At 68.6% G+C, this 25,554-nt stretch carries 21 protein-coding genes; 9 read left to right on the top strand and 12 right to left on the bottom strand.

The window, feature by feature from the left end; genetic code table 11:
- Positions 1–47 precede the first annotated feature (47 nt).
- Complete coding sequence (gene yjgA, locus ACYBYQ_RS02785) at positions 48–599, top strand: ribosome biogenesis factor YjgA (RefSeq protein WP_459616874.1); 552 nt, start codon at positions 48–50, stop codon at positions 597–599.
- Between the two features lie 11 nt (positions 600–610).
- Positions 611–1,288: an alpha/beta hydrolase gene (locus tag ACYBYQ_RS02780; protein WP_459616873.1), complete on the top strand. Its 678-nt coding sequence runs from the start codon at positions 611–613 to the stop codon at positions 1,286–1,288.
- A 34-nt stretch (positions 1,289–1,322) separates the two neighbouring features.
- On the opposite strand, the gene ACYBYQ_RS02775 is transcribed toward ACYBYQ_RS02780, so the two are convergent.
- Positions 1,323–3,782 carry a bifunctional acetate--CoA ligase family protein/GNAT family N-acetyltransferase gene (locus ACYBYQ_RS02775; protein ID WP_459616872.1) on the bottom strand — a complete coding sequence of 820 codons (2,460 nt, stop codon included), beginning with the start codon at positions 3,780–3,782 and terminating at the stop codon, positions 1,323–1,325.
- Between the two features lie 111 nt (positions 3,783–3,893).
- Between ACYBYQ_RS02775 and gltX the strand changes: the two genes are divergently transcribed.
- Complete coding sequence (gltX, locus tag ACYBYQ_RS02770) at positions 3,894–5,303, top strand: glutamate--tRNA ligase (RefSeq protein WP_459616871.1); 1,410 nt, start codon at positions 3,894–3,896, stop codon at positions 5,301–5,303.
- 3 nt (positions 5,304–5,306) lie between these two features.
- On the opposite strand, the gene ACYBYQ_RS02765 is transcribed toward gltX, so the two are convergent.
- The 3 genes from ACYBYQ_RS02765 to ACYBYQ_RS02755 form a co-directional block, all read right to left on the bottom strand.
- A complete protein-coding gene (locus tag ACYBYQ_RS02765; protein ID WP_459616870.1) occupies positions 5,307–6,509 on the bottom strand; it encodes an MFS transporter in 1,203 nt (400 codons plus the stop codon).
- A gap of 61 nt (positions 6,510–6,570) precedes the next feature.
- Positions 6,571–7,089 (bottom strand): hypothetical protein, encoded by a 519-nt coding sequence (locus tag ACYBYQ_RS02760; RefSeq protein WP_459616869.1) that lies wholly within the window; start codon positions 7,087–7,089, stop codon positions 6,571–6,573.
- Positions 7,090–7,229: 140 nt separating this feature from the next.
- Positions 7,230–7,682: an Lrp/AsnC family transcriptional regulator gene (locus ACYBYQ_RS02755; RefSeq protein WP_459616868.1), complete on the bottom strand. Its 453-nt coding sequence runs from the start codon at positions 7,680–7,682 to the stop codon at positions 7,230–7,232.
- Positions 7,683–7,801: 119 nt separating this feature from the next.
- Here ACYBYQ_RS02755 and ACYBYQ_RS02750 point away from each other — a divergent pair, with 119 nt between their 5' ends.
- From ACYBYQ_RS02750 to ACYBYQ_RS02730, 5 genes are all read left to right on the top strand, one after another.
- Positions 7,802–11,308 carry an indolepyruvate ferredoxin oxidoreductase family protein gene (locus ACYBYQ_RS02750; protein WP_459616867.1) on the top strand — a complete coding sequence of 1,169 codons (3,507 nt, stop codon included), beginning with the start codon at positions 7,802–7,804 and terminating at the stop codon, positions 11,306–11,308.
- A gap of 292 nt (positions 11,309–11,600) precedes the next feature.
- Positions 11,601–14,525, top strand: a complete 2,925-nt coding sequence (locus tag ACYBYQ_RS02745; protein WP_459616866.1) for a ribonucleoside-diphosphate reductase subunit alpha — start codon at positions 11,601–11,603, stop codon at positions 14,523–14,525.
- A gap of 22 nt (positions 14,526–14,547) precedes the next feature.
- Positions 14,548–15,729: a ribonucleotide-diphosphate reductase subunit beta gene (locus ACYBYQ_RS02740; RefSeq protein ID WP_459616865.1), complete on the top strand. Its 1,182-nt coding sequence runs from the start codon at positions 14,548–14,550 to the stop codon at positions 15,727–15,729.
- A 309-nt stretch (positions 15,730–16,038) separates the two neighbouring features.
- Positions 16,039–16,632 carry a histone H1-like DNA-binding protein gene (locus ACYBYQ_RS02735; protein WP_459616864.1) on the top strand — a complete coding sequence of 198 codons (594 nt, stop codon included), beginning with the start codon at positions 16,039–16,041 and terminating at the stop codon, positions 16,630–16,632.
- 141 nt (positions 16,633–16,773) lie between these two features.
- Entirely contained in the window at positions 16,774–17,334 is a 561-nt protein-coding gene (locus ACYBYQ_RS02730) for a YggT family protein (RefSeq protein WP_459616863.1), read from the top strand.
- 93 nt (positions 17,335–17,427) lie between these two features.
- On the opposite strand, the gene ACYBYQ_RS02725 is transcribed toward ACYBYQ_RS02730, so the two are convergent.
- The 8 genes from ACYBYQ_RS02725 to ACYBYQ_RS02690 all read right to left on the bottom strand — a co-directional run bounded on the left by ACYBYQ_RS02725 (position 17,428) and on the right by ACYBYQ_RS02690 (position 24,093).
- On the bottom strand, positions 17,428–17,931 hold the full coding sequence (locus tag ACYBYQ_RS02725) for an outer membrane lipoprotein (protein WP_459616862.1): 504 nt from the start codon (positions 17,929–17,931) through the stop codon (positions 17,428–17,430).
- A gap of 141 nt (positions 17,932–18,072) precedes the next feature.
- The gene (locus ACYBYQ_RS02720) at positions 18,073–19,014 is read right to left on the bottom strand and encodes a carbohydrate kinase family protein (protein ID WP_459616861.1); all 942 of its coding nucleotides are present in this window, start codon (positions 19,012–19,014) and stop codon (positions 18,073–18,075) included.
- Positions 19,015–19,026: 12 nt separating this feature from the next.
- Positions 19,027–20,184, bottom strand: coding sequence for a DUF3426 domain-containing protein (locus ACYBYQ_RS02715; protein ID WP_459616860.1), 1,158 nt, complete (start codon positions 20,182–20,184; stop codon positions 19,027–19,029).
- A 14-nt stretch (positions 20,185–20,198) separates the two neighbouring features.
- Complete coding sequence (prmA, locus tag ACYBYQ_RS02710) at positions 20,199–21,110, bottom strand: 50S ribosomal protein L11 methyltransferase (RefSeq protein ID WP_459616859.1); 912 nt, start codon at positions 21,108–21,110, stop codon at positions 20,199–20,201.
- Between the two features lie 36 nt (positions 21,111–21,146).
- On the bottom strand, positions 21,147–22,493 hold the full coding sequence (gene accC / locus ACYBYQ_RS02705) for an acetyl-CoA carboxylase biotin carboxylase subunit (RefSeq protein WP_459616858.1): 1,347 nt from the start codon (positions 22,491–22,493) through the stop codon (positions 21,147–21,149).
- 15 nt (positions 22,494–22,508) lie between these two features.
- Positions 22,509–22,961 (bottom strand): acetyl-CoA carboxylase biotin carboxyl carrier protein, encoded by a 453-nt coding sequence (gene accB, locus ACYBYQ_RS02700; RefSeq protein WP_459616857.1) that lies wholly within the window; start codon positions 22,959–22,961, stop codon positions 22,509–22,511.
- An 89-nt stretch (positions 22,962–23,050) separates the two neighbouring features.
- Positions 23,051–23,485 carry a type II 3-dehydroquinate dehydratase gene (gene aroQ / locus ACYBYQ_RS02695; protein WP_459616856.1) on the bottom strand — a complete coding sequence of 145 codons (435 nt, stop codon included), beginning with the start codon at positions 23,483–23,485 and terminating at the stop codon, positions 23,051–23,053.
- Positions 23,486–23,556: 71 nt separating this feature from the next.
- Positions 23,557–24,093: a TlpA family protein disulfide reductase gene (locus ACYBYQ_RS02690; protein ID WP_459618688.1), complete on the bottom strand. Its 537-nt coding sequence runs from the start codon at positions 24,091–24,093 to the stop codon at positions 23,557–23,559.
- Positions 24,094–24,172: 79 nt separating this feature from the next.
- Here ACYBYQ_RS02690 and mpl point away from each other — a divergent pair, with 79 nt between their 5' ends.
- The gene (gene mpl / locus ACYBYQ_RS02685; RefSeq protein ID WP_459616855.1) at positions 24,173–25,552 is read left to right on the top strand and encodes a UDP-N-acetylmuramate:L-alanyl-gamma-D-glutamyl-meso-diaminopimelate ligase; all 1,380 of its coding nucleotides are present in this window, start codon (positions 24,173–24,175) and stop codon (positions 25,550–25,552) included.
- Positions 25,553–25,554: the final 2 nt, after the last annotated feature.

Raw genomic sequence — 25,554 nt, 5'->3', positions numbered from 1 at the left:
GCAGAGACGGTTATCATAGCCAAGTCCGTGTTTGCGCAGTATCTCCGATGATTCCCCACGCTCCCGACGCCCTCGCGTCCGACGATCCCGACGACGAAGGCTACGACCGCCCCAGCAAATCCCAGGTGAAGCGCGAAATGCACGCGCTGCTGGATCTTGGCAAGGAGCTGGTCGAGCTCTCGCCCGAACGCCTGCGCCAGCTGCCGCTGGCCGAGCGCCTGTACGAGGCCATCCGCGAAGCGCAGCGCACCACCAGCCGCGAAGGCCGGCGGCGCCAGGTCCATTACGTCGGCAAGCTCATGCGCGATGCGCCGGCCGACGCGATCCGCGCCCAGCTCGACGCCTGGCGCAACGGCTCGCGCGAGGAAACCGCCGCCATGCATCGGCTGGAGGCCCTGCGCGAACGCCTGCTGGCCGACGACGACGCCCTCACCGCCCTGCTGCGCGAGCATCCCGACTTCGACATCCAGCATCTGCGCACCGTGATCCGGGCGGCCCGCAAGGAAGCGCAGTCCAATGCCGCGCTCGGCCCCGGCCAGGAGCCCCAGCGCAAGCACTATCGTGCCCTGTTCCAGGCCCTCAAACCGCTCGTCTCCTGACTGCCTCGCCCATGAACGCCCCCACTGCCCTGCTGGACTGCGTCGAGATCGAGACCGCGCCGAACCCCACCCACGCCGTCATCTGGCTGCACGGGCTCGGCGCCGACGCCAACGACTTCGCGCCCATCGTGCCAGAACTGCGCCCGGTGCTCGGCCCGGCCGTGCGCTTCGTGTTCCCGAACGCGCCGGTCCAGCCCGTCACCATCAATGGCGGCATGGCGATGCGCTCCTGGTACGACATCCTGGTCATGGACCTGGTGCGGCGCGAAGACGGCGCGGGCATCCGCCGCAGCGAACAGGCCGTGCGCGCGCTGATCGCCCGCGAGAACGCGCGCGGCATCCCCACCTCGCGCATCGTGCTGGCCGGCTTTTCGCAAGGCTGCGCTATGACGCTGCATACCGGCCTGCGGCTGGAAGAGCCGCTGGCCGGCATGCTGGGCCTGTCGGGCTACCTGCCCCTGATCGACAGCGTGGCCGCGGAGCGGCAGTCGGCCAATGCGCAGACGCCCATCTTCCTGGCGCACGGGCTGTACGACCCCGTGGTCGCGCTGGCGCGTGCCGAACAGTCGCGCCAGCAGCTGCTGGCATTGGGGCACGACGTGCGCTGGCACACCTATCCCATGCCGCATTCCGTGTGCCCGCAGGAGATCGCCGACATCGCGGCGTTCCTGGGCGAAGTCCTGCACTGACGCGGCATGCCGGCCGGGGCCCTGTCGCCGGCCGCTATCGCGGCGCCGGCCCGCCCCGCAGGTCCAGCCAGACCCGCCTCATGGTCGGGTCCTCGGGATCCGGATCGTTGGTGAAGCCCAGCCGGGTCATGAGCGTGAGCATGGGCCGGTTGGCGGCCAGCACCAGACCGTCTATGTACTCCAGCCCCTGCTCGCGCGCCGCCTCGATCAGCGCCTGCATCAGCTGGCCGCCCAGCCTGCGGCGCTGCCAGTCGTCGCCGATCACCAGCGCGTATTCGGCGCCGCGGCCGTCGGGATTGCGCAGATAGTGCGCAAAACCGATGATGACCTCGTGCGGATGCCCGCGGTTGGCGGGGTTGGGCAGTTGCGTGGCCGCAACCAGCGCCAGTTCCCGGTGGTAGTCCACCTGGGTATAGCGCGACAGCATGCGCGGCGTGAGCTCGCGCATCATGGAGACGAAGCGCATGTAGCGCGAGCGCTCCGACAGCCCGCGGATGAATTCCTGCAGCGGCTGGCCGTCCTCGGGGCGGATGGGGCGGATCACCCATGGCGTGCCGTCCTCGAACCGGCGCACCTGCACCAGCCGCGTGGGATAGGGATGGATCGCCATGTGCGGATAGCCCTGCAGCTGCGGCGCCTCGCAGGCGGGTGCGGCACATAGCCGCATGCTGCAGCCGGCGGCGCGCAGGTGCGTCTCGCCCGCATACAGCGGGTCGATTTCCAGTTTCTCGATGTCGGGCAGTTCGGAGACCAGCTCCGAGACCTGCACCAGCGCCTGCTGCAGGGATTCGGCGGCCACCGTGCCAACCTCCGGCGCCAGCACCGTGCGCCACAGCCGGCTGCGCTCGACCAGCTGGCGCGCCAGGAAGCCATTGAGCGGCGGCAGGTCCATGCCCCGGTCGGCGGCCGACAGCACGGCATCGGGGCCGCCCGCGCCGAAACGGATCACCGGCCCGAATTTCGCGTCGCGCCACACGTGTATGGCCATGGGCCGGGATTCGGGCTCGGCCGGCAGCACGTCGCGGGGGGTGTCGCGCAGCGGCACCTGGAAGGCATCGAGCACGGCGCGCGCCTCTTCGGCCGAGAGGTCCAGCCTGCCCTGCGCGCGGGCAGACGCGATCACGGCACGTGCGCCCGCGATGTCGGGCGGCATGCCGGCAGGTTCGGGGGGCTGGGTCTGCAGCAGCAGCTGCTGGTTGTAATGATGCGTGGCCAGCACGCCGAACGCGTCGGCGGCGGACTCCGGCGTGCGGAAGGCGGACGTGCCCGCATCATCCAGCATGCGGCGCAGCGGACGCATGCCGGCATCGCCCATGAAGCAGCTCACCACCGGCTTGCGCGCCGCCGGCGCGACCTGCGCCAGCCTGCGCGCCACGGACGGCATGTCGGCCAGTGCGTCGGGAGCGAGCAGCACCAGCACGCCGTCGACGCCGGGATCGTCGATCAGGCAATCCAGCACCGCCTGGATGCGCTCGGGCGTGAGCGGCGTGTAGGTGATGACCGGGTTGTCGATGGCCGCATCGGGATCCAGCATGTCCTTGAGGGCGCGGCGCGTCTGGCCCGAGAGCTCCGCCTTGAGCACGGCCGCGTCCGGACCGATCAGGTCCAGTGCCAGCTGCGGCGGCCCGCTGCCGTTGGAGAACAGCGCCACGCGCCGGCCGCGCGGGCGCCGCGTGTAGCCCAGCACCTTGACCGCGGAGAAGAGCTGCACGAAATAGCGCACGCGCACTGCCCCCGCCCGACGCAGGGCGGCATCGAACACCGCATCGCCGCCCTGAGCATCGCCGCGGCCGGCCTTCAGGACGATGACGGGCTTGACGCTGGCTGCCGCGCGCAGCGCGCTCATGAATTCCCGCGCCGGCCCTACCTCTTCGAGGTAGAGCACGATGCTGTCGGTGCGCGGGTCGCTGGCGAGGTAGTCGAGCACGCTGGCCAGGTCCACCACGGCCTCGTCGCCCAGCGACACGGCCGTGGAAAATCCGATGTGCACGTCCTCCGCCCAGTCCATCACGGCGGCCATGATGGAGCGTGATTGCGCCGCGAGCGCCACGCGGCCGGCGCGGGCCAGGCCCGGGTGCTGGCTGAGGTTCAGCCCCGCATGCGGGCGCTGGGCCCCGAAGGAGCGCGGCCCCAGCAACTGGCAGCCGTGTTCCTGCGCCCAGGCCCGGCACAGTGCCAGCGTGCCGCCGGGATACGGATCCGGGGTCTCGTGGGGCAGCACCACGGCTGCACGCGGAGCATGCGCTGCCAGGCGCCGCAGCGTCTCGGGCAGCACGGCCGGCGAAACGCACACCAGCGCGAGATCGGGACGCTCGCCGGCGGGCACGCCCGCGCAGGCGTCGGGCATGGCGGGCGCCTCGCCCGGCATGCACGCGACGACGGTGGTGGAGGCGCGCAGCGCCGCTGGCAGGACCGACGCCACGGGCAACGGGCGGTCGGCCACGACCAGCAAGGAGCGAGGCTCGAACAGCGGAGCCAGGACGTGTCGCAACATGGGCGCGGGTTCGCCTGCTTCGATAGGGCCTAAAATACCGGTCATCGTAACAAGACCCCGGCCCGACATCCACGGCCCGCCGCAAACCTGCGGGCAGCGTGGTCCCGCATCATGACATCGCCCGCATCCCCCATCGTCCGCACCCGCTTCGCCCCCTCGCCCACCGGCTTCCTGCACCTGGGCGGCGCACGCACGGCCCTGTTTTCCTGGGCCTACGCGCGCCACCACCAGGGCGTGTTCGTGCTGCGCATCGAAGACACCGACCTGGAGCGCTCTTCCGAGGAAGCGGTGCAGGCCATCCTGGACAGCATGGAATGGTTGGGCATGCAGCCCGACGAGGGCCCCTTCTATCAGATGCAGCGCATGGACCGCTACCGCGAGGTCATCGCGCGCATGCTCGACGAAGGCACGGCCTACCACTGCTACAGCACCCCCGAGGAGGTCGAGGCCATGCGCGAGGCCGCGCGCGCCCAGGGGCGCAAGCCGCGCTATGACGGCACCTGGCGCCCCGAGCCCGGCAAGACGCTGCCGACCCCGCCGGCAGGGCGCAAGCCGGTGGTGCGCTTCCGCAACCCGCTCGACGGCGCCACCAGCTGGAACGACCTGGTGAAAGGCCCCATCAGCTTCGACAACGCCGAACTCGACGACCTCATCATCGCCCGCCCCGACGGCACGCCCACGTACAACTTCTGCGTGGTGGTCGACGACTGGGACATGGGCATCACCCACGTGCTGCGCGGCGACGACCACGTCAACAACACCCCGCGCCAGATCAACATCCTCAAGGCGCTCGGCGCCACGCTGCCGCAATACGGCCACGTGCCCATGATCCTCGGGCCCGACGGCCAGAAGCTGTCCAAGCGCCACGGCGCTGTCAACGTCATGGAGTACGACGCCGAAGGCTACCTGCCCGAGGCCATGGTGAACTACCTCGCGCGGCTGGGCTGGAGCCACGGCGACGACGAGCTGTTCACGCGCGATCAGCTGGTGCAGTGGTTCGACACCGACCACCTGTCGAAGTCGGCCTCGCAATGGGATCCGAAGAAGCTCAACTGGGTCAACGCGCACTACATCAAGCAGATGGACGACGCCGAACTGGCGCGCCGCGTGGCGCCCCGCATCGCCCGCCGCGGCGGCGACCCGGCGGCCGCCGACCTGCCCGGCGTGATGGCCCTGCTGAAAGACCGCGCTGAAACGCTGGAGCAGCTGGCCGAAGGCGCCATGCTCTTCTGCGCTCCCTACGCCGCCGCCCCGGCCGAACTGGCCGAGCAGCACCTCACCGCAACCGCGCGCGAAGCGCTGGCCGATTTCGCCGCGCGCGCCCGCGACATTCCCTGGACCCGGGACGCCATCGCGGCCCTGATCAAATCGGTGCTGGCCGACCGCGGACTGAAGATGCCGCAGCTGGCCATCCCGCTGCGGGTGGCCGTGACGGGCCGTGCCCAGACACCTGCCGTGGACGCCGTGCTTGCGCTGCTGGGCAAGGAGCCCGTGCTGCAACGCCTTGCCGCGCTGGCGTAGCGCTCAGGAATGCGCCGCGGCGGTCGTGCGGCGGCGCGCGAGGGCCTGCGCGAAGCCCACGCCCAGCAGAGGCAGCAGCACGGCCGCCACCCCGAACAGCGTGGAGGCGCCCACGGCGTCCACCACCGTGCCGGCCGCCGCCACGCCCGCCGCCTGCCCCATGAACAGGCACGAAGCGAACCAGGCCACGGCCGTGCCGCGCGCGCCGGGCACCATCTGCGTGGCGTGGGTCTGCAGCGTGGCATGCAGCAGGTAGTAGCCGAAGCCGGCCAGCACGCTGGCGAGCACGCTCCAGGACCAGGCCGGCCCCAGCAGGTAGCACAGGAAGGCCAGCCCCAGGGTCAGCCCGCCGGCAACGGCCAGCCCGCGCTCGCCCAGCCGCCTCAGGACCACGCCCGCCACCATGGTGTACAACAGGCCGCCTACGGCATAGACGGCCACCAGGCCGCCTGCCGCCGTGAGCGACAGGCCGAAGCGCGCGTGCAGGTACGCCGGCGCGAAAGCCAGGGTGCCGAACACCAGCAGGCCCTCGATGAACACGGTAAGCAGCACGATGCGCGCCCAGGGCACGCCCAGCACCATGCGCCCCTGCGCCAGCAGGCCCGCCCGTCCGCCCGGGACGCCCGCCCCGATGCCGGCCGCCGCCTGGCGGCGCACTTCGCGCAGCAGCAGCATGCCCACCGCCAGATAGCCCACGACCAGCGTGCCGAAGGCCCAGCGCCAGCCCAGCGTGTCGGCGTAGAGCCCGCCTGCCAGCTGCCCGGCCGACATGCCCAGGATGGTGCCGGTGAGAAACCGGGCCAGCGTGGCCTGGCGCCGCTCGTACGGCACCGTATCGCCGATCCAGGCCATGGACAGGGGCACGATGCCCGCGCCCGCCGCGCCCGACAGCGCGCGGCACAGCACCAGCGCGTCCAGCGAACCGGCCAGGACCGCGCCGGCGCTGCCGAGCGCGCACAGGAACGTGGCGGCGCACACCACGCGATACTTGCCATAGCGATCGCCCACCGGCCCGAAGAACATCTGCAGCACGCCGTAGGCGATGGCAAAGGCCGTCACCGCATGGGCCGCCTGGCCCGTAGTGGTGCCGAACTCGGACGCCAGCAGCGGCAGCATGGCATCGCAGATGCGGAAGGCGCTGGCGCTGGCGAAACCCGCCAGGGCCAGCAAGAGAATGGCGCGGTTCTCGGAAGACGGCGTGGACATCGCAGGAGCCGGGACTGGAAAGTGCGCTACCTTACTCCAGTCTCCGGCCCGTGGCGACCGCTCAGTCGGGCAGGCGGTAGCCCGGCTGCATGCGCCGCGCCGTGATCTTCTGGCCGCCCGGCTTGAGTTCGCGCAGCGTCAGGCGCGCCGGCTCCACCTTCTCCACCTGGTAGCGGTTGCGGTAGATGGGATCGGCTGCGTCCACCGGCTCGCCGTTCGACATGGTGGTCTGCATGGTGTAGATGCCGCCGGCCACCGTCCAGCAGCCTTGCTCGCGCAGGGCCGGACGGGTCCGGCGGCCCATCTTGATCTGCGACTCGTAGCGCATGGTGCCGTCTGCGGACAGCACCGTGAGCGTCTGGAAGTCTCCGGCGAAACCCGGCTGGCGGTAGGTGGAATACCAGGTGCCGACCATGGGATCACCCTGGCCCGCCGGGACGCAGGCCGGCGCGGCAGGCTTGGGCGCGGGCGCCTCGCCCTGCGCAGCGGCGGCGGTGGAGGCGGGCCGGGGAGACGAACATCCGGCAAGGGCCAGCGCGGCGCAGGCGGCGGCGGCCCGGAACAACGAGGAACGGCACATGACGACTCCGGGCTATGCCCGCAAACATTGCGGCGCGGCGCGCCGCCACAAAGCCCGCACTCTAATGAGGCGCAGCGCGCAAGGCAATGCGCACGCAGCGAGTGTGCATCTGCGCAACACTGTCGCGCTTCCCCGGCCTTTCAGAGCGGCAGCCGCACCTCGTGCTTGATCTCGCGCAGCGCCACGATGGTGCGCGTCTGGCGTATGCCCGGCAGATTGAACAGGAAGCGGTGCAGGAACTGGTCGTAGGCCTCGGTGCTTTCCACCAGGATCTTCAGCAGGAAATCCGAATCGCCGGTGACGGCATAGCATTCGAGGATCTCGGGCGCATCGCGCACCGAACGCTCGAAGTTCTCGACCGTGCTGGCCGAGTGCCGTTCCAGGCTGATCTGGGCGAACATGCAGCCCTGCAGGCCCACCTTGCCGCGATCCAGCTGGGCGGTATAGCCGCGGATCACGCCGTCGGCCTCCAGGGCCTTCACGCGCCGCCACACCGGCGCGGCTGAAAGCCCCACCTTCTCGGACAACTGTTGCGCCGAAGCGCGCCCGTCGCGCTGCAGCTCGCGCAGGATGCCGATATCGGTCTTGTCCATCCGCCACCTCCCTCAAACGAAATGTTTATTTCAAATTATAGGGATTACATGACGGCAGAACGCAATGAATTGCCGGACCAGCGCTCCTATCATGGCTTGGAGAACAACCGGAGTCACCCATGGACGGTACCCCCGCAGCCGATCGCGCCGTCGATCTCGGCTACGAGCTCGGAGACAACCTCACGCGCGCCAGCGGCCGCGTGTTCCTCACCGGCACCCAGGCCCTGGTCCGCGTGCTGCTCACGCAGCGCCGCCTGGACCGCGAGCGCGGCCTTAACACGGCTGGCTTCGCATCGGGCTACCGGGGCTCGCCGCTGGGCGGCGTAGACCAGGCGATGTGGAAGGCGCAGAAGCTGCTGGAGGCCAACCAGGTCCGCTTCCTGCCGGCCATCAACGAAGACATGGCGGCCACGGCCGTGATGGGCACGCAGCAGGCCGGCGTGCGGCCCGACCGCAAGGTCGATGGTGTCTTTGCGATGTGGTACGGCAAGGGCCCCGGGCTGGACCGCGCGGGCGATGCCCTGCACCACGGCAACGCCGCCGGCGCCTCGCGCCATGGCGGCGTGCTGGTCGTGGTGGGCGACGATCACAATGCGGTGTCGTCGTCGATTCCGCACGCCAGCGAAGCTTCCCTGATCGGCTGGCAGATGCCGGTGGTGCACCCCGCCTCCGTGGCGGAATACGAGACGTATGCGCTGTGGGGCTGGGCCCTGTCGCGCCATGCCGGAACCTGGGTGGCGTTCAAGGCGATCTCCGAGACGGTGGAAAGCGGCCTGTCGTTCGAACTCGCGCCGCCCGTGTCCTACGACATGCCGCCGGATCCGGCGTTGCCGCCCGGCGACCTGGAATATTCCGCCCGTGAATTCCTGTCGCCGGCGATCGAGGCCCGCATGCTGCGGCGCATGCAGGCGGTGCGGGCCTTCGCCCGCCGCCACAGCATCGACCGGCTGGTGTGCCCCGCGCCGCAGGCGGTGGTGGGCGTGATCACCGTGGGCAAGGCCCACCTGGACGCCATGGAGGCCCTGCGCCGGCTCGGCGTGCAGACCAGCGGGCCGCAAGCGCCGGTGCGGATCTACAAACCGGGCCTGACCTGGCCGCTGGACCGCGAGCGGCTGCTCGAATTCGCCCGCGGCCTGGCCCATGTGCTGGTGATCGAGGAAAAAGGCGGTGTGGTCGAGAGCCAGGTCAAGGACCTGCTCTACAACCAGCCCGACCGGCCCACGGTGTGCGGCAAGCTTGGACCGGACGGCGCACCGCTGATTCCCGCCGCCGGCCAGCTGCGGCCGTCCCTGCTGGCCGGGCCGCTTGCCGGGTGGCTGCAGCGCACGGCGGGCATCCGCGGCAGCGCCGACCCGACGGCCTTCGCATGCGCGGCGCCGCTGTCCAACGAAGCCGACGGCATGCGCAGGCGCCCCTATTTCTGCTCCGGCTGTCCCCACAACACGTCGACGCGGGTGCCCGAAGGCAGCCAGGCGCTGGCGGGCGTGGGCTGCCATTACATGGCGGCCTGGATGGACCGCAATACCGGCGGGCTCACCCAGATGGGCGGAGAGGGCGTGGACTGGATCGGCCTGGCGCCCTACGTGGAGATGCCGCACGTATTCCAGAACATGGGCGAAGGCACGTACTACCATTCCGGCTATCTGGCCATCCGCCAGGCGATCGCCGCCCGCGCCAACATCACCTACAAGATCCTCTTCAACGACGCCGTGGCCATGACGGGCGGGCAGCCGGTCGACGGCCCGATCTCGGTGCCGCAGATCTGCCAGCAGCTGCGCGGCGAGAACGTGGCCCGCATCGTGGTCACCACCGATGAGCCGGAAAAATACCGTGGCGTGGATCTCGGCGCCGGCGTGCAGGTCCATCACCGCCGCGAACTGGACGCGCTGCAGCGCGAGCTGCGCGCCACGCCTGGCGTCACGGTGCTGATCCACGACCAGACCTGCGCCGCCGCGAAGCGCCGCCGCCGCAAGAAGAACCAGTATTCCGACCCGCCGCGCCGCCTGCTGATCAACAGCGCCGTGTGCGAGGGTTGCGGCGACTGCGGCACGCAGTCGAACTGCCTGTCGGTCGTGCCGCTGGAAACGCCCTATGGCCGCAAGCGCGCCATCGACCAGTCGAACTGCAACAAGGACTACTCCTGTGCCGAGGGCTTCTGCCCCAGCTTCGTGTCGGTGATCGGCGGCAAGCCGCGCAAGAGCAGCGCGCCCGGGCCGCAGCGCGACGAACTCGCCCGGCGCATCGCGGCACTGCCGCGTCCGCACGTGCCGGAGGTCGGCCGGGCGTATCGCCTGCTGGTGGCGGGCGTGGGCGGCACGGGCGTCATCACCATAGGCGCCATCGTGTCCATGGCGGCCCACCTGGAAGGCCTGTCGGCATCGGTGCTGGACCTCACCGGACTGGCGCAGAAGGGCGGCACGGTGGTCAGCCACATCTGCCTTGCGCCGTCGGGCGCCCCTGCCGGACCCGTGCGCCTGGACTGGCAGCAGGCCGACGCCGCCATCCTGTGCGATCCGGTGGCCTCCACGGCGCCCGACGCGCTCGGTGCGCTGCGCCGCGGCCATACCCGGGTCACGGCCAACACCTACGTGGCGCCGGTATCCGACTTCACCCGCAACCCCGACGTGCCGCTGCACGCCGAGGCCCTGCTCGCCAAGATCCGCCATGCGGCCGGCGATGCCCAGGTTGCCGCCGTGGATGCGCACGGCGCCGCGCTGGCCCTGTTCGGCGACAGCATCCTCTCCAACATGTTCATGCTGGGCCATGCCTGGCAGCGCGGCGATGTGCCGCTGGGGCTGGCCGCGCTGGAGCGCGCCATCGAACTCAACGGCGTGGCGGTGCAGGCCAATCGCGCCGCGTTCGACGCCGGCCGCCTTGCTGCGCACGAGCCGCAGGCCCTGCAGGGCGTGCTGCGGCCCGCGGCCCAGGTGGTGGAGCTGCACCGGCCCGAGACCTTCGAACAGGCCGTGGCGCGCCGCGAGCGCGACCTGGCCGCCTACCAGGACGCCGCCTATGCCCGCCGCTACCGCGAGTTCGTCGAGCACGTGGCCGAGCGCGAGCGCGCCGTGGACCCGCAGGCGCGCAAGCCGCGCCTGGCCATGGCCGTGGCCCGCAGCCTCTTCAAGCTGATGGCCTACAAGGACGAATACGAGGTGGCGCGGCTCTATGCCGACGGCAGCTTCCGTGCCCAGCTCGCGCAGCAGTTCGAAGGCGACTACACGCTGCGCTTCCATATGGCCCCGCCGCTGTTCGCCCCCCGGGACCCGCACACCGGCAGGCCGCGCAAGCTGGCGCTCGGACCGCGCACCGAAACCGCCCTGCGCCTGCTGCACCGCCTCAAGTTCCTGCGCGGCACCTGGCTCGATCCGTTCGGGTACACGGCCGAGCGGCGTATGGAGCGCGCGCTCATCCAGGAGTACCGGGACGCCGTCGAAACCCTGCTGGCAGGCCTCACGGTGGACAAGCTGGGCGAAGCGGCTACAATCGCCGCCCTTCCCGATGCCGTCCGGGGCTACGGCCACATCAAGGCCGCCAGTGTCGAGCAGTATCGGAATGAGCTTCGCCGCCGGCTGGAAGCCTATATGCAGCAACCCTCTCCGGAGACGGCCCTGCGCAAGACCGCATGAATGGGCGATCTAAGTGAGCACTACTACGGGCGCGCCTACTGGGCGCGCCCATCGCTTGGCGTTACAACTAATTCGCGAGTTATTTTCCGCCGCGTATTGCCGCCTGCGCCAGGCCTCACTAGAATTAGTGTCACAAACGGGGTGATACACTACATATAGTGGTCGCGCGCAAGCCCAGGCTTGCCGCTACGCGCCCCGGCGTTCCGTCCCAGATTTCGCCATCTCGATCCGCACCCATTTTTTGCACGGCGCCGGCCGTGCCTTCCCTCACCGTTTTCGCACAGGAGCTTCCATGCAGACTACGATCGCCTCTGTGACCCGGCCCTCGGCCGTGCCGCCCTCACCGTCCGAATCCCAGGCCGATCCGTCGGCCAGCCAATGGGCGAGCTACAACCTGATCCGCCGCAACGGCTCCGTCGTGGGCTTCGAGCCCGGCAAGATCGCCATCGCCATGACCAAGGCCTTCCTGGCGGTCAATGGCGGCCAGGGCGCCGCCTCGGCCCGCGTGCGTGAACTGGTCGAACAGCTCACCGCCCAGGTGGTCAATGCCCTGGTGCGCAACCGCCCTGCCGGCGGCACCTTCCATATAGAAGACGTCCAGGACCAGGTCGAACTGGCCCTGATGCGCTCCGGCGAGCACGATGTGGCCCGCGCCTACGTGCTGTACCGCGAGAAGCGCGCGCAGGAGCGCGCCGCCGCCGCACAATCGCACGACAAGGCCCCCGCGGCCGAGCCGCAGGAGCCCCTGCTGCACGTCACGGAAAACGGCGCGCGCCGCCCGCTCGACCTGGCGACGTTGCGGGCCACCATCGAAGCCGCCGGCGTGGGCCTCACCGACTACATCGATACCGAAGCGATCCTGAAGGAAACCGTGAAGAACCTCTACGACGGCGTGCCCGTCGAAGAGGTCTACAAGTCTGCCATCCTTTCGGCCCGCGCCCTGGTCGAGAAAGACCCGGCCTACAGCCAGGTCACGGCGCGCCTGCTGCTGCACACGATCCGCAAGGAAGTCCTGGGCGAGGAAGTCGCGCAGGCCGACATGGCCCGGCGCTACGCCGAGTACTTCCCCACCTTCATCGCCCGCGGCATCGAGGGCGGCCTGCTCGATCCCGAGCTGGCCAAGTTCGACCTGGCGCGCGTGGCCAAGGCGCTCGACGCGAATCGCGACCTGCAATTCGGCTACCTGGGCCTGCAGACGCTCTACGACCGCTACTTCCTGCACATCCGGGGCACCCGCATCGAGCTGCCGCAGGTGTTCTTCATGCGCGTGGCCATGGGCCTGGCGCTGCGCGAAGACGACCGCGAGGCGCGCGCCATCCAGTTCTACGAGATCCTGTCGTCGTTCGACTTCATGAGCTCGACGCCCACGCTGTTCAATTCGGGCACGCTGCATTCGCAGCTGTCGTCGTGCTACCTCACCACGGTCTCCGACGACCTGGAAGGCATCTACGACGCCATCAAGGAGAACGCGCTGCTGGCCAAGTACGCCGGCGGCCTGGGCAACGACTGGACCCCGGTGCGCGCGCTGCGCAGCCACATCAAGGGCACCAACGGCGAAAGCCAGGGCGTGGTGCCGTTCCTGAAGGTCGTCAACGACACCGCCGTGGCGGTGAACCAGGGCGGCAAGCGCAAGGGCGCGGTGTGCACGTACCTGGAAACCTGGCACCTGGACATCGAGGAGTTCCTCGAACTGCGCAAGAACACCGGCGACGAGCGCCGCCGCACGCACGACATGAACACGGCCAACTGGATCCCGGACCTGTTCATGAAGCGGGTGATGGAAAACGGCGAATGGACCCTGTTCTCGCCGTCCGACTGCCCCGACCTGCACGACAAGTACGGCAAGGCCTTCGAGGAGGCCTACGTCGGCTACGAGGCCAAGGTGGCCCGCGGCGAGCTCAAGCTCTACAAGAAGATGCCGGCCGTGTCGCTGTGGCGCAAGATGCTCTCGATGCTGTTCGAGACCGGCCACCCGTGGATCACCTTCAAGGACCCGTGCAACATCCGCTCGCCGCAGCAGCACGTGGGCGTGGTGCACAGCTCCAACCTCTGCACCGAGATCACGCTGAACACCAACGAATCCGAGATCGCCGTGTGCAACCTCGGCTCCGTGAACCTGCCGGCGCACATGAAGCGCAACGCCGACGGCAGCTACGAGCTCGATCACGACAAGCTCAAGCGCACCATCCGCGTGGCGATGCGCATGCTCGACAACGTGATCGACATCAACTACTACGCCGTCGACAAGGCCCGCAACTCCAATGCGCGCCATCGTCCGGTGGGCATGGGCATCATGGGCTTCCAGGACTGCCTGCACATGATGCGCGTGCCCTACTCGTCGCAAGCCGCGGTGCAGTTCGCCGACGAATCGATGGAAGCCGTGTGCTATCACGCGTACTGGGCTTCGAGCGAACTCTCCGAAGAACGCGGCCACTATGAATCGTACGAAGGCTCGCTGTGGTCGCGCGGCATCCTGCCGCAAGACACCATCGCGATGCTGCGTGAAGAACGCGGCGGCAACGTCGACGTCGACACGTCGAGCACGCTCGATTGGGATGCGTTGCGTGCGCGCATCAAAGCGCACGGCATGCGCAACTCGAACTGCATCGCAATCGCCCCAACGGCGACGATTTCCAATATCATTGGTGTATCTGCGTGCATCGAACCCACATTCCAGAACTTGTACGTCAAATCGAATCTCTCCGGCGAGTTCACGGTCGTAAACGATTACCTCGTGCGTGACCTGAAGAAACTCGGTCTCTGGGACGAAGTCATGGTCGCCGACCTCAAGTACTTCGACGGCAGCCTGTCCCGCATCGATCGCGTACCTTCCGAACTCCGCGAACTCTACGCCACCGCGTTCGAAGTCGAACCGCGCTGGCTGGTCGAGTGCGCTGCGCGCCGCCAGAAGTGGATCGATCAGGCCCAATCGCTGAACATCTACATGGCCGGCGCCTCGGGCAAGAAGCTCGACGACACGTACAAGCTTGCATGGCAGCGCGGCCTCAAGACCACCTACTACCTGCGCACGCTGGGCGCCACCAGCGCCGAGAAGTCCACCGGCCGCGGCGGCGAGCTCAATGCCGTCAAGAGCGGCGATGCCGGCATCGCGACCACCGCAGTCGCGCCTTCCCTTCCCGAACCCGAGATCGTCGGGGCGGTCTGCACCATGAAGCCGGGCGACCCCGGTTTCGACGAGTGCGAGGCCTGCCAGTAAACCGCCATCGGAGAGTTCAATCATGCTGAAATGGGAAGACGAGAACACCGCCCTGCAAGCCGCGCAAGCGGCTTCCAGCCGATCGCCGGCGGCCGAGCCGACGCGGGCTGCCACCGGTGTGTTCGACGATGCCGCCCTGCCCACGCCGGCAGCGGCGCAGCCGGCCGTCGATGCGGAGGGCGCCGCCCGCCGCGTCCGCGTGGCCGACAAGCGCATCATCAACGGCGAGACCGACGTCAACCAGCTGGTGCCCTTCAAGTACAAGTGGGCCTGGGAGAAGTATCTCGCCACCTGCGCCAACCATTGGATGCCGCAGGAAATCAACATGTCGCGCGACATCGCCCTCTGGAAGAACCCCAACGGGCTCACCGAGGACGAGCGCCGCATCGTCAAGCGCAACCTGGGTTTCTTCGTGACGGCCGACTCGCTGGCCGCCAACAACATCGTGCTGGGCACGTACCGCCACATCACGGCTCCGGAATGCCGGCAGTTCCTGCTGCGCCAGGCATTCGAGGAAGCCATCCACACGCACGCCTACCAGTACATCGTCGAGAGCCTGGACCTCGACGAATCCGAGATCTTCAACGCCTACAACGAGATCCCGTCGATCCGCGCCAAGGACGAATTCCTGATCCCGTTCATCGAGGCCATCGCGGATCCCGAATTCAAGACCGGCACCCCGGAGGCCGACCAGACCCTGCTGAAGTCCCTGATCGTGTTTGCATGCCTGATGGAAGGCCTGTTCTTCTACGTGGGCTTCACGCAGATCCTGGCACTGGGCCGGCAGAACAAGATGACCGGCGCGGCCGAGCAGTACATGTACATCCTGCGCGATGAATCCATGCACTGCAATTTCGGCATCGACCTCATCAACACCATCAAGCTCGAGAATCCGCACCTGTGGACGCCGGAGTTCCGCGAGGAGATCCGCGAACTGTTCCGCAAGGCCGTCGAACTCGAGTACGCCTATGCCGAGGACACCATGCCGCGCGGCGTGCTGGGCCTCAATGCTCCCATGTTCAAGTCTTATCTGCGCTTCATCGCCAACCGGCGCTGCCAGCAGATCGGTATCGAGCCGCTGTTCCCGCAGGAGGAAAACCCCTTCCCGTGGATGGCGGAAATGATCGACCTGAAAAAGGAACGTAACTTTTTTGAGACGCGCGTGATCGAATACCAGACCGGTGGCACGCTGAGCTGGGAATAAGGGCAGGGCCGGGCAGCCGCCGATGCGGCGGCCTGCCTGCAAGCTCCCCGGAGCAGGTGTTCGGAAACGCAAGACCAAGCGGTAGGCGACCCGGGAACGGGCCGCCTACCGATGCCATTTGAAATGGCTCGCGCCCGCGAGCGGGGGCCATATCAAATGGCTGTGCTGAATTCATTAGCGCAAGCCGCCCTGCTGTAGCCTGACAGGCACAGAGGCATGCGCCGATGAATAGCCCGGGTACGGCTCGTCCTCCGACGCTCCGTGGCACGGGTTTATGTTCTGGGACCCCTGAACCTAAGGAGCATGACCATGGCAACAGCCAAGAAAGCCGCCAAGAAGGCGGTGAAGAAACCCGCAGCCAAGAAGGCTGCAGCCAAGAAGACCACTCCCGCCAAGAAGGCCGCTCCGGCCAAGAAGGCTGCAGTGAAGAAGGTCGCTGCCAAGAAGCCGGCAGTGAAGAAGACGGCTGCCAAGAAGGCACCGGCCAAGAAGGCCGCAGCCAAGAAGACCGTCGCCAAGAAGGCCACCAAGAAGGTCGCAACCAAGAAGGTCGCAGCCAAGAAGGCGCCCGCCAAGAAGGCAGTCGCCAAAAAGGCCGTTGCCAAGAAGGCGGTAGCGAAGAAAGCCGTTGCCAAGAAGGCACCGGCCAAGAAAGCCGCTGCCAAGAAGGCGGTAGCGAAGAAGGCCGTCGCCAAGAAGGCACCGGCCAAGAAGGCGCCTGCCAAGAAGGCTGCGGCCAAGAAGGCCCCGGCCAAGAAAGCGCCTGCCGCCAAGAAGGCTGCCCCGAAGAAGGCTGCTCCCAAGAAGCCTGCCACGCCCCCGTCCACGGCTGCTGCCCCGGGTGCCAAGACCGCGCTGAATCCTGCCGCGTCGTGGCCCTTCCCGACCGGCGGCCGTCCCTGAACGGGACGCCTCGGCGTTCTAGCAGTACCTCGACCGCCTGGCTCCGGCCAGGCGGTTTTTTAATGTCTCGTGTTGCCGCGCACAGGCCTGCAACGCAGGCCATGAGACAATTGCACACGTTATCGTTTGGTAGACAGGCCCATGTTCGGCGACATCATCCGCTTTCTGCTCGAGATCACCTTTACCTTGTTCGGGGCGGCACTGATCCTGCGTGCCTGGATGCACGCCGTGCGCCTGCACCCGTTCAATCCGGTCGCGCGCGCGGTCTACCAGAGCACCAACTGGCTCGTGGTCCCGCTGCGCAAGATCTTGCCTTCCACCGGCACCCTGGACTGGGCCAGCCTGGTCGCGGCCTGGCTGGCCGCGCTGGTGTACCTGCTGCTCACCTGGCTGATCAGCGTGGGCGCACTGGTGCCCGCGGGGCTGATTCCCGCTGCCCTGGGCTCGGCGCTGCTCATGACGCTGAAGTGGGCCTTGAACCTCGTGGTGTGGCTCACGCTCATCCAGGCGGTGCTGTCCTGGGTGAACCCGCTGTCGCCCATCATGCCCGTGCTGCAGACGCTCACCGCCCCCTTGCTGGATCCCATCCGCCGCATCCTGCCGCGCAGCGGCATCGACTTCTCGCCGCTGGTGCTGCTCATCGTCGCCCAGGTGCTGCTGATGGTGCTGGCTCGCCTCACTTACGCGATGATGGGTGTGTAGCGCGGCCGCGGCCTCCTGGGCCTCATGGCCCCGCGCACGGCAAAAAGGCCCGCCAGTTCAGACCGGCGGGCCTTTTTCGTTGCGGCGCGGCGATCAGAGCGGCGTGACGCGGGTGGGGCCGCCGCCGCTGATGACCTGCACGCGCTGCCCCACGCTGACGGGCACGTCGGCTTCCTGGGCCACCACGCGGGTCTCGCCGTTATCCAGGCGCACGGTGATCTCGTAGCCGGAGGTGCGGCCGACGCGGTTCTCGACCGTGTTGCCGACGATGGCACCGAGGATGGCGCCACCCACGGTGGCGATGGCACGCCCCGTGCCGCCACCGATGGTGTTCCCGGCCACGCCGCCGAGCGCGCCGCCAGCGACCACGCCAGCCCCGGTGGAGCGATCGTTCTCGATGACGATGGGACGCACGCCGGTTACAGTGCCGGTGCGCACGATCTGTTCGCGCTGCGCCTGATCGTAGCTGTAGACCCCGCTGGAGGCGCTGCGGTTGGCGCAGCCGCCCAGCACGGCCATCGACGTGACGACGGCCGCGACGGCGACCCAGCGGCCGGCGCGCGGCAGGGCAACGAAAGGGGAGATGGTGCGTTTCATGAAGACAGGCTCCTCAGTCGGATTCCCGACGTTTTTTCGGATGATACTCGACGCCGCCTGCCCTGGGGAGCACGGCGGAAACAGGGTGAAACGGGGACGCGGCATGGTTGCAATTCGCTACGCAATCTCGTCCCGCCCGGTTCAGGCCGGCAGGCCGATCCCGTAGGCGCCGCGCAGCATGCCGTCGATCTCCTGGCGGCTGGGCGCATGATTCTGCGGCCCGCGCGACGCCACCTTGATGGCGCCCATGAGATTGGCCAGGCGGCAACAGTCGACCCAGTTCCAGCCCTGCGTCAATCCATAGAGCAGGCCGGCGCGATGCGCATCGCCGCAGCCGGTGGGATCCACCACGGCGGCCGGGCGTACGGCCGGCACCTCGAGCGTCTTGCCGTCCGTCATCAGCGTGGCCCCCTGGGCGCCGCGCGTCACCACCACGGCCTGCATGCCGGCGGCGATGTCTGCCAGGCTGCGGCCGGTGCGCTCTTCCACCACCCCGGCCTCGTAGTCGTTGACCGTCAGCACCTGGGCCAGGCCCAGCATGCGCTCGAGGTCTGCCCCGTCGAAGAGCGGCATGGCCTGCCCCAGGTCGAACACGAAGGGAATGCCGCGCGCATTCAGGCGTTCTGCATGCGCGAACATGCCAGCCTTGGCATCGGGCGCCACGATCGCCCACGCCGCCTGGGCATCGCTGAGGTCGTTCTGGGCCGAGAGTTCCATGGCGCCCGGGTGGAAGGCGGCGATCTGGTTGTCGTCGAGGTCGGTCGTGATGAAGCACTGCGCGGTGTAGGTGCCCGGCATCACGCGCACGCGGGCGGTCTCGATGCCCAGGCCGGCGAGCCGGTCGAGGTAGTCCTGCGCGTCCTCGCCCACCGTGGCCACCGGCACGGGATGCCCGCCCAGAAGCTTCAGGTTGTAGGCGATGTTGCCCGCGCACCCTCCGTATTCCTTGCGCATGGCAGGAACCAGGAACGACACGCTGAGCGTATGGATGCGATCCGGCAGGATGTGTTCCCTGAACCTCCCTTCGAACACCGCGATGGAATCGAATGCCATCGAGCCGCAAACCAGTACGGGAGCCGTCATGCTAGTCGTCCTTCAAGGAAAGAATTTGTCGAGTTGATAGCCATTGACCTGCAGGCCCGCCACCTCGATGGGCACGCGCAGCGTCACTTCGGCCTGGGCCGCCATGGGCCCGGCCAGTTGCGCCGGCGTGAGATAGGCCTCGGGCCGCAGCACCTTGCGTGCCACCACGGTATCGGACAGGTCGGTGAGATCCAGCACCAGCGCAGGCCAGGGCTGGTCCTGCTCATAACGGTTACGCAGCACCACCGTGAGCACCAGCCGCTGGCGCCCGGCGTCCTGCTGCGCTGCGCCCGGCGGCGCACGCAGCGATGACGAGACGATGGAAATGCGCTCGATGCGGCGCGCATGCCCCACCTCGCAGCCCAGCGGCTGGCACAGCATCGTCAGGACAGGCCGCAACGCGGGCACGGCAACGGCGACCGGGGTGCGGTACACATAGACCAGCTGCAGCGCCAGCAGCAGCACGCCGGCGCAGCATCCCCATGCCCAGGCCCGGCGGGCCGCGTGGCGGGAAGCGATGCGCCCGGGGTCGAGGAAGGCCGGCGGCGTGCGCCCGGCATCGGTATCGCCCGCCAGGCGGGTACGCGCCTCGCCATAGACGGGCATGGGCGGTTCCTGCAGCGCCTCGTCATGCCCCCCTGCCCCTTCCTCGCTCTCGTCGGGCTCGGGTCCGCCCACGCGCACGGCCCTCAGGCGCGGCTCGCTGCGGCCTCCGGGGCGGCTGCCCGCCGACAGGCCGTATGCGGGGGAGAGATCGAGCTCGGCCCTGCGCGGCCTGGGGCGCGGCATGTCGGGCTCGCGACCCGCGCCGTACGGCAGGTCTTCCGGCGGCGGCCCGTCGTCGTCATGGTCATCGTCGACGTATGCCCCGGGGGAATGGGGCCACGACGCAGTCGGGCGTATCTCCGCGCGCCCGCGCAGCACGGCGGGAGGTTGGGTCCGCGCGGGCGGCATGGCGGAGGAAACCGGCAGTTCGGGCGCCCTGGGCCCAGCGGCGCGCGGGACGGGGGCCGGCTGCGGCGCCGGGACCGCCGGCTGGACCAGGCAGGCCCGGCCGTCGAACACGGTGCTGCAGGCGCCGCAACGCACCAGCCCGTTGCGCACGCGCAGCTGGTCCGGCACCACCTTGAAGGCGGTGCCGCATTGAGGACAACGCGTGACCAGGGCCATGGCAGGCAGCCGCCCTAAGGGCGGCGTCCGTAGAGGCAGACCCAGCCGTCGCGCTCGCGCCAGACCGACATCTCGAGCCAGGGCGCATAGGCGGCAGCCACTTCCTCGGCCTGCCGCGCGAGGACGCCGGACAGCACCAGGTGCCCGCCGGGCGCCACCCGCCCGGCCAGCATGGGAGCCAGGACCTTCAGCGGATTGGAAAGAATGTTGGCCACCACCACCTCGAAGACGCCATCGGCCAGGCCGTCGGGCAGCGAAGCCTGGAGCTCGACCCGGTTGACGCGGGCGTTGTCCTGCGTAGCCTGCACCGCCTGCGGGTCGATGTCCACCGCGACGGTGGCGCCGGCGCCGAGCTTGCGCGCCGCGATGGCCAGGATGCCGGACCCGCAGCCATAGTCGAGCAGCGTGGCGCCTTGCGGCAGCTCGGCATCGAGCCAGGCCAGGCACAGATGCGTGGTGGGATGGCTGCCCGTGCCGAAGGCCAGCCCCGGGTCGAGCTCGATGGTGATCGCGCCGGGCTGCTGCACTTCGGCAGGCGCGTCGTCACGATGCCAGCTGGGCACGATCCAGAGCCGCTCGGCGATGCGGATCGGCCCGAACTGCGACTGGGTGAGACGCACCCAGTCGGCATCGGGCACCTCGCGCAGCGACCAGTCGGCGGCCAGCATCGGATCCATGGCGGCGCCGGCCAGGGCCTGCTCCAGGAGCTGGGCCGGATCGGCGCCATCGGGCAGCAGCGCGACGACGCGGTTGCGGTCCCAGGCCAGGATCTCGGGCTCGCTGCCCGGCTCGCCGAACAGCGGACGCTCTTCGGCGGTGCCCAGGTCGGCATCCTCGACGGAGACCGACAAGGCGCCGGCCTCCAGGAGCGCGTCCGACAGCGCTTCGGCCTGCGCCTCGCGGCAATGGAGCACGAGTTCACGCATGACGATGACTCCTGTGTAGACGCGCCGGCGGAGCGTTCAGGGACGCTGCGACAGCTTGTGTTCCAGATAATGGATGCTGGTGCCGCCCTCGACGAAGCGGGCGTCCTGCATGAGTTCGCGATGCAGCGGGATGTTGGTCTGGATGCCCTCCACCACCATTTCGGACAGTGCGATGCGCATGCGCGCGATCGCCTGTTCACGGGTATCGCCGTAGGTGATGACCTTGGCGATCATGGAGTCGTAGTTGGGCGGCACGAAGTAGCCGTTGAACACATGCGAGTCGATGCGCACGCCCGGACCGCCCGGCGTATGCCAATTGGTGATGCGTCCGGGGCTGGGCACGAAGCGGAACGGATCCTCGGCGTTGATCCGGCATTCGATGGCGTGGCCCTTGAACTGGATGTCGCGCTGGCGCAGCGTGAACTTCTCGCCGGCCGCGATGAGGATCTGCTGCTGGACCAGGTCGACCCCGGTGATCAGTTCGGTGACGGGATGCTCCACCTGGATGCGGGTGTTCATCTCGATGAAGTAGAACTCGCCGTTCTCGTACAGGAACTCGAAGGTGCCCGCACCGCGGTAGCCCATCTTGCGGCATGCGTCGGCGCAGCGGTCGCCGATGCGTTCGATCAGCCGGCGGGCGATGCCCGGGGCCGGGGCCTCCTCGATGACCTTCTGGTGGCGGCGCTGCATGGAGCAGTCGCGCTCGCCCAGCCACACGGCGTTGCGGCCGCCGTCGGCGAGGATCTGGATCTCCACATGGCGAGGGTTCTCGAGGAACTTCTCCATGTAGACCTCGGGGTTGTTGAACGCCGCGCCGGCCTCGGAACGCGTCATGTTGACCGCGTTGAGCAGGGCGGCCTCGGTGTACACCACCCGCATGCCGCGGCCGCCGCCGCCGCCGGCCGCCTTGATGATGACCGGATAGCCGACCTCGCGGGCAATGCGCAGGATCTCCTGCGTATCCTCGGGCAATGCGCCCTCCGAGCCCGGTACCACCGGCACGCCGGCCTCGATCATGGCGCGCTTGGCGCTGACCTTGTCGCCCATCAGGCGGATGGTTTCGGGGCGCGGGCCGATGAACACGAAGCCGCTCTTTTCCACGCGATCGGCGAAATCGGCGTTCTCGGAAAGAAAGCCGTATCCCGGATGGATCGCCTCGGCGTCGGTGACCTCCGCCGCCGAGATGATGGCCGGCATGTTCAGATAGCTTTCGCGCGAGGGTGCCGGCCCGATGCATACCGACTCGTCGGCCAGGCGCACGTACTTGGCATCCCGGTCGGCCTCGGAATGCACGACCACGGTCTTGATGCCCAGCTCACGGCAGGCGCGCTGGATGCGCAGGGCGATCTCGCCGCGATTGGCGATCAGGATTTTCTCGAACATAGGAATAGGGTGCTATCAGCCAATGACGAACAGCGGTTGGCCGTACTCGACCGGTTCGCCGTTCTCGACCAGGATTTCCTTGATGACGCCGGCCTTGTCGGCCTCGATCTCGTTGAGCAGCTTCATGGCCTCGATGATGCACAGCGCGTCGCCTTCCTTGACCGTCTGGCCCACGTCGACGAAGGGCGCGGCGCCCGGATTGGGTGCGCGATAGAACGTGCCGACCATGGGCGCCTTGACCACATGGCCCTGGACCGGCGCCGGCGCCTCGGGCGCGGCGGCGGGAGCCGGCGCTGCCGGGGCCGGCGCCGGGGCGGGAGCCGACTCGGGCACCTGGTAGGCCACGGGCTGCACGGTTTGCGAGAACTTGACGATGCGAACCTTACCCTCGCCTTCGGTGATCTCGAGTTCGGCGATGCCCGATTCCGCCACCAGGTCGATCAGGGTCTTGAGTTTTCGGAGGTCCATAGAAGCTGCTTCCCGATTAATGTTGGCTGCGCCCGTAGGCCGGGCCTGGGCCATGTACTGAAAGAGTTGAAAACGGTAGGGACGGGCGCTCAGTGCCGGGCCGCGTAACGCAGGGCGGCCTCGTAGCCATCCGGCCCGAGGCCGCTGATCAGGCCCGTGGCGATGTCGGACAGGTACGAGTGGTGCCGGAACGGCTCGCGCTTAAAAAGGTTAGACAAATGTACTTCAATAAATGGGATGGCCACGCCGGCAAGCGCATCGCGCACCGCCACGCTGGTATGCGTGTAGGCACCCGCATTGATGATGATGAAGTCGGTTCCATCCGAGGCGGCCGCCTGGATGCGATCGACGAGCGCGCCCTCGTGATTGCTTTGCCACGCCGTCAGCGCCACGCCCAACTCCGCCGCCAGGTCGGCGAGCCCTTCGTCGATCTGCGCCAGCGTGCGGCTGCCGTAGATGCCGGGTTCGCGCTTGCCGAGGAGGTTCAGGTTGGGGCCATGCAATACAAGAATGCGTTGCGCCATGGGCTGCCAAAAATGTTGGCAAAACGATAGATAAACCGCGTTTTTACGCCAAATTACGGTATTTGTCCAACTCACGCCGAGGCAGCGAGTTCGGCCACCGTGCGTTCCAGGTCGGCGGGATCGATCTGCCCGAGAATCCTGCGCCGTATGCTGCCATCTGCATTCAAAACCAATGTAAAAGGCAGTCCGCCTGCAGGATTTCCGAGCCCGCGCAAAGTATCGATGGCGCCGGCGCCCATGACCAGCAGCGGATAGGAAACCGGGACTTTGCGGGTGAATTCCTGCATTTTCTCCACAGTATCGATACCCATGCCCACGAACTGCGCCTTGGGATATTTTTTGTGCAATGCCTCCAGCTCGGGCATCTCCTTCACGCAGGGCGCGCACCAGGTGGCCCAGAAGTTCACCACCAGGGGCCGCCCCTGCCAGGCGGACAGGCTTTGCGGCCTGCCCTGCAGGTCCGGGAACGAGGCGCGCATGAGCCCGGCCACGGCAGCGGCGTCGTTCGCGCCGGCGGGCTCGCTGCCCCGCCTGCCCGCGGCGTAATGGCCACCCGCCGCCACGGCGGCGACGGCAACGGCTCCGTAGAGGAAATATCGGCGATCCATGGCGCGATGATAACCGGCCTGCAGCCGGGCGGCGCGCCGCGCCACTCCCTCTACAATGCGGGCCAGGAGATCATCACTCATGCACCTGCACATACTGGGAATCTGCGGCACTTTCATGGGTGGCCTGGCGCTGATCGCGCGGGCCGCCGGACACAAGGTCACCGGCTGCGACGCCGGCGTCTATCCACCCATGAGCACCCAGCTGTCCGAGCAGGGCATTGCCCTGATCGAGGGCTTCGACGCCGACCAGACCGCCCTGCGGCCCGACCTGTACGTGGTGGGCAATGTGGTGACGCGCGGCAACCCGCTCATGGAAGCCATCCTGGACAGCGGCGCGCGCTATGTGTCCGGCCCGCAGTGGCTGGGCGAGCACGTGCTGCCCGGCAACCACGTGCTCGCCGTCGCCGGCACGCACGGCAAGACCACCACCAGCGCCATGCTGGCCTGGATACTGCAGGCCACGGGCCGCCAGCCCAACTTCCTGATCGGCGGCGTGGCGCCGGATCTGCGCGTCTCCGCCCACTACGACCCGGCGGCGCGCGCATCGGCGGCTCCTTTCGTCATCGAGGCCGACGAGTACGACACCGCGTTCTTCGACAAGCGCTCGAAGTTCGTGCACTACCGGCCCCGCACGGCCATCCTGAACAACCTCGAGTACGACCACGCGGACATCTTCCCCGATCTGGCCGCCATCGAAACCCAGTTCCACCACCTGGTGCGCACCATCCCCGGCAGCGGCCGCATCGTGGCTCCCACCGACGCCGAGGCGCTGGACCGGGTGCTGGCCCGCGGCTGCTGGACCCCCGTGGTGCGCTTCGGCCCCAACGGTGCCTGGACGGCGGGCGAGCCCGATGCCGACGAGGCCTTCGCGGTGTACCGCGACGGCCGCGAACTGGGCACGGTGCGCTGGCGCCTGCTGGGCGCCCACAACCGCCGCAACGCGCTGGCCGCGCTGGCCGCAGCCGAGCACTATGGCGTGCCGGCCGAGGAAGGCATCGAGGCGCTGGGCCGGTTCGGCGGCGTGAAGCGCCGCCTGGAACTGCGCGGCACCCGGGGCGGAGTGGCGGTGTACGACGACTTCGCCCACCACCCCACCGCCATCCAGACCACGCTGGAAGGCCTGCGCCGCCAGGTGGGCGAGGCCCGCATCCTGGCGGTGCTGGAACCCCGCTCGAACACCATGAAGCTGGGCACCATGGCCGCCCGCCTGCCGCAGGCGCTGCAGGCCGCCGACCGCATCTACTGTTTCGGCGCGCGCGAGGGCCGGCACGCGCTGGGCTGGGACCCCGCCCAGGTGCTGGCGCCGCTGGGCACCCGCGCCAGCAGCCACGAGGACCTGGATGCGCTCGTGGCTGCCGTGGCGGCGGAGGCCCGGCCCGGCGACCACGTATTGGTCATGAGCAACGGCGGCTTCGGCGGCGTGCACGGCAAGCTGCTCGAAGCCCTAGCATCGCGCTGAAG

The organism is Bordetella sp. 2513F2 (genome assembly GCF_054642735.1).
The sequence above is the reverse complement of the archived record's forward strand: the minus strand, read 5'-3'. Positions and strand labels throughout refer to the sequence as shown.

Coding starts and splice junctions, on each gene's coding strand:
- ACYBYQ_RS02760 (WP_459616869.1), bottom strand. CDS start 7,089: ATGTGCCGTTCCTCGTTGTTCCGGGCCGCCGCCGCCTGCGCCGCGCTG.
- ACYBYQ_RS02715 (WP_459616860.1), bottom strand. CDS start 20,184: ATGGCCCTGGTCACGCGTTGTCCTCAATGCGGCACCGCCTTCAAGGTG.
- ACYBYQ_RS02720 (WP_459616861.1), bottom strand. CDS start 19,014: ATGACGGCTCCCGTACTGGTTTGCGGCTCGATGGCATTCGATTCCATC.
- ACYBYQ_RS02730 (WP_459616863.1), top strand. CDS start 16,774: ATGTTCGGCGACATCATCCGCTTTCTGCTCGAGATCACCTTTACCTTG.
- prmA (WP_459616859.1), bottom strand. CDS start 21,110: ATGCGTGAACTCGTGCTCCATTGCCGCGAGGCGCAGGCCGAAGCGCTG.
- gltX (WP_459616871.1), top strand. CDS start 3,894: ATGACATCGCCCGCATCCCCCATCGTCCGCACCCGCTTCGCCCCCTCG.
- ACYBYQ_RS02725 (WP_459616862.1), bottom strand. CDS start 17,931: ATGAAACGCACCATCTCCCCTTTCGTTGCCCTGCCGCGCGCCGGCCGC.
- aroQ (WP_459616856.1), bottom strand. CDS start 23,485: ATGGCGCAACGCATTCTTGTATTGCATGGCCCCAACCTGAACCTCCTC.
- ACYBYQ_RS02735 (WP_459616864.1), top strand. CDS start 16,039: ATGGCAACAGCCAAGAAAGCCGCCAAGAAGGCGGTGAAGAAACCCGCA.
- ACYBYQ_RS02690 (WP_459618688.1), bottom strand. CDS start 24,093: ATGGATCGCCGATATTTCCTCTACGGAGCCGTTGCCGTCGCCGCCGTG.
- accC (WP_459616858.1), bottom strand. CDS start 22,493: ATGTTCGAGAAAATCCTGATCGCCAATCGCGGCGAGATCGCCCTGCGC.
- ACYBYQ_RS02775 (WP_459616872.1), bottom strand. CDS start 3,782: ATGTTGCGACACGTCCTGGCTCCGCTGTTCGAGCCTCGCTCCTTGCTG.
- accB (WP_459616857.1), bottom strand. CDS start 22,961: ATGGACCTCCGAAAACTCAAGACCCTGATCGACCTGGTGGCGGAATCG.
- ACYBYQ_RS02765 (WP_459616870.1), bottom strand. CDS start 6,509: ATGTCCACGCCGTCTTCCGAGAACCGCGCCATTCTCTTGCTGGCCCTG.
- ACYBYQ_RS02755 (WP_459616868.1), bottom strand. CDS start 7,682: ATGGACAAGACCGATATCGGCATCCTGCGCGAGCTGCAGCGCGACGGG.
- ACYBYQ_RS02745 (WP_459616866.1), top strand. CDS start 11,601: ATGCAGACTACGATCGCCTCTGTGACCCGGCCCTCGGCCGTGCCGCCC.
- yjgA (WP_459616874.1), top strand. CDS start 48: ATGATTCCCCACGCTCCCGACGCCCTCGCGTCCGACGATCCCGACGAC.
- ACYBYQ_RS02780 (WP_459616873.1), top strand. CDS start 611: ATGAACGCCCCCACTGCCCTGCTGGACTGCGTCGAGATCGAGACCGCG.
- mpl (WP_459616855.1), top strand. CDS start 24,173: ATGCACCTGCACATACTGGGAATCTGCGGCACTTTCATGGGTGGCCTG.
- ACYBYQ_RS02750 (WP_459616867.1), top strand. CDS start 7,802: ATGGACGGTACCCCCGCAGCCGATCGCGCCGTCGATCTCGGCTACGAG.
- ACYBYQ_RS02740 (WP_459616865.1), top strand. CDS start 14,548: ATGCTGAAATGGGAAGACGAGAACACCGCCCTGCAAGCCGCGCAAGCG.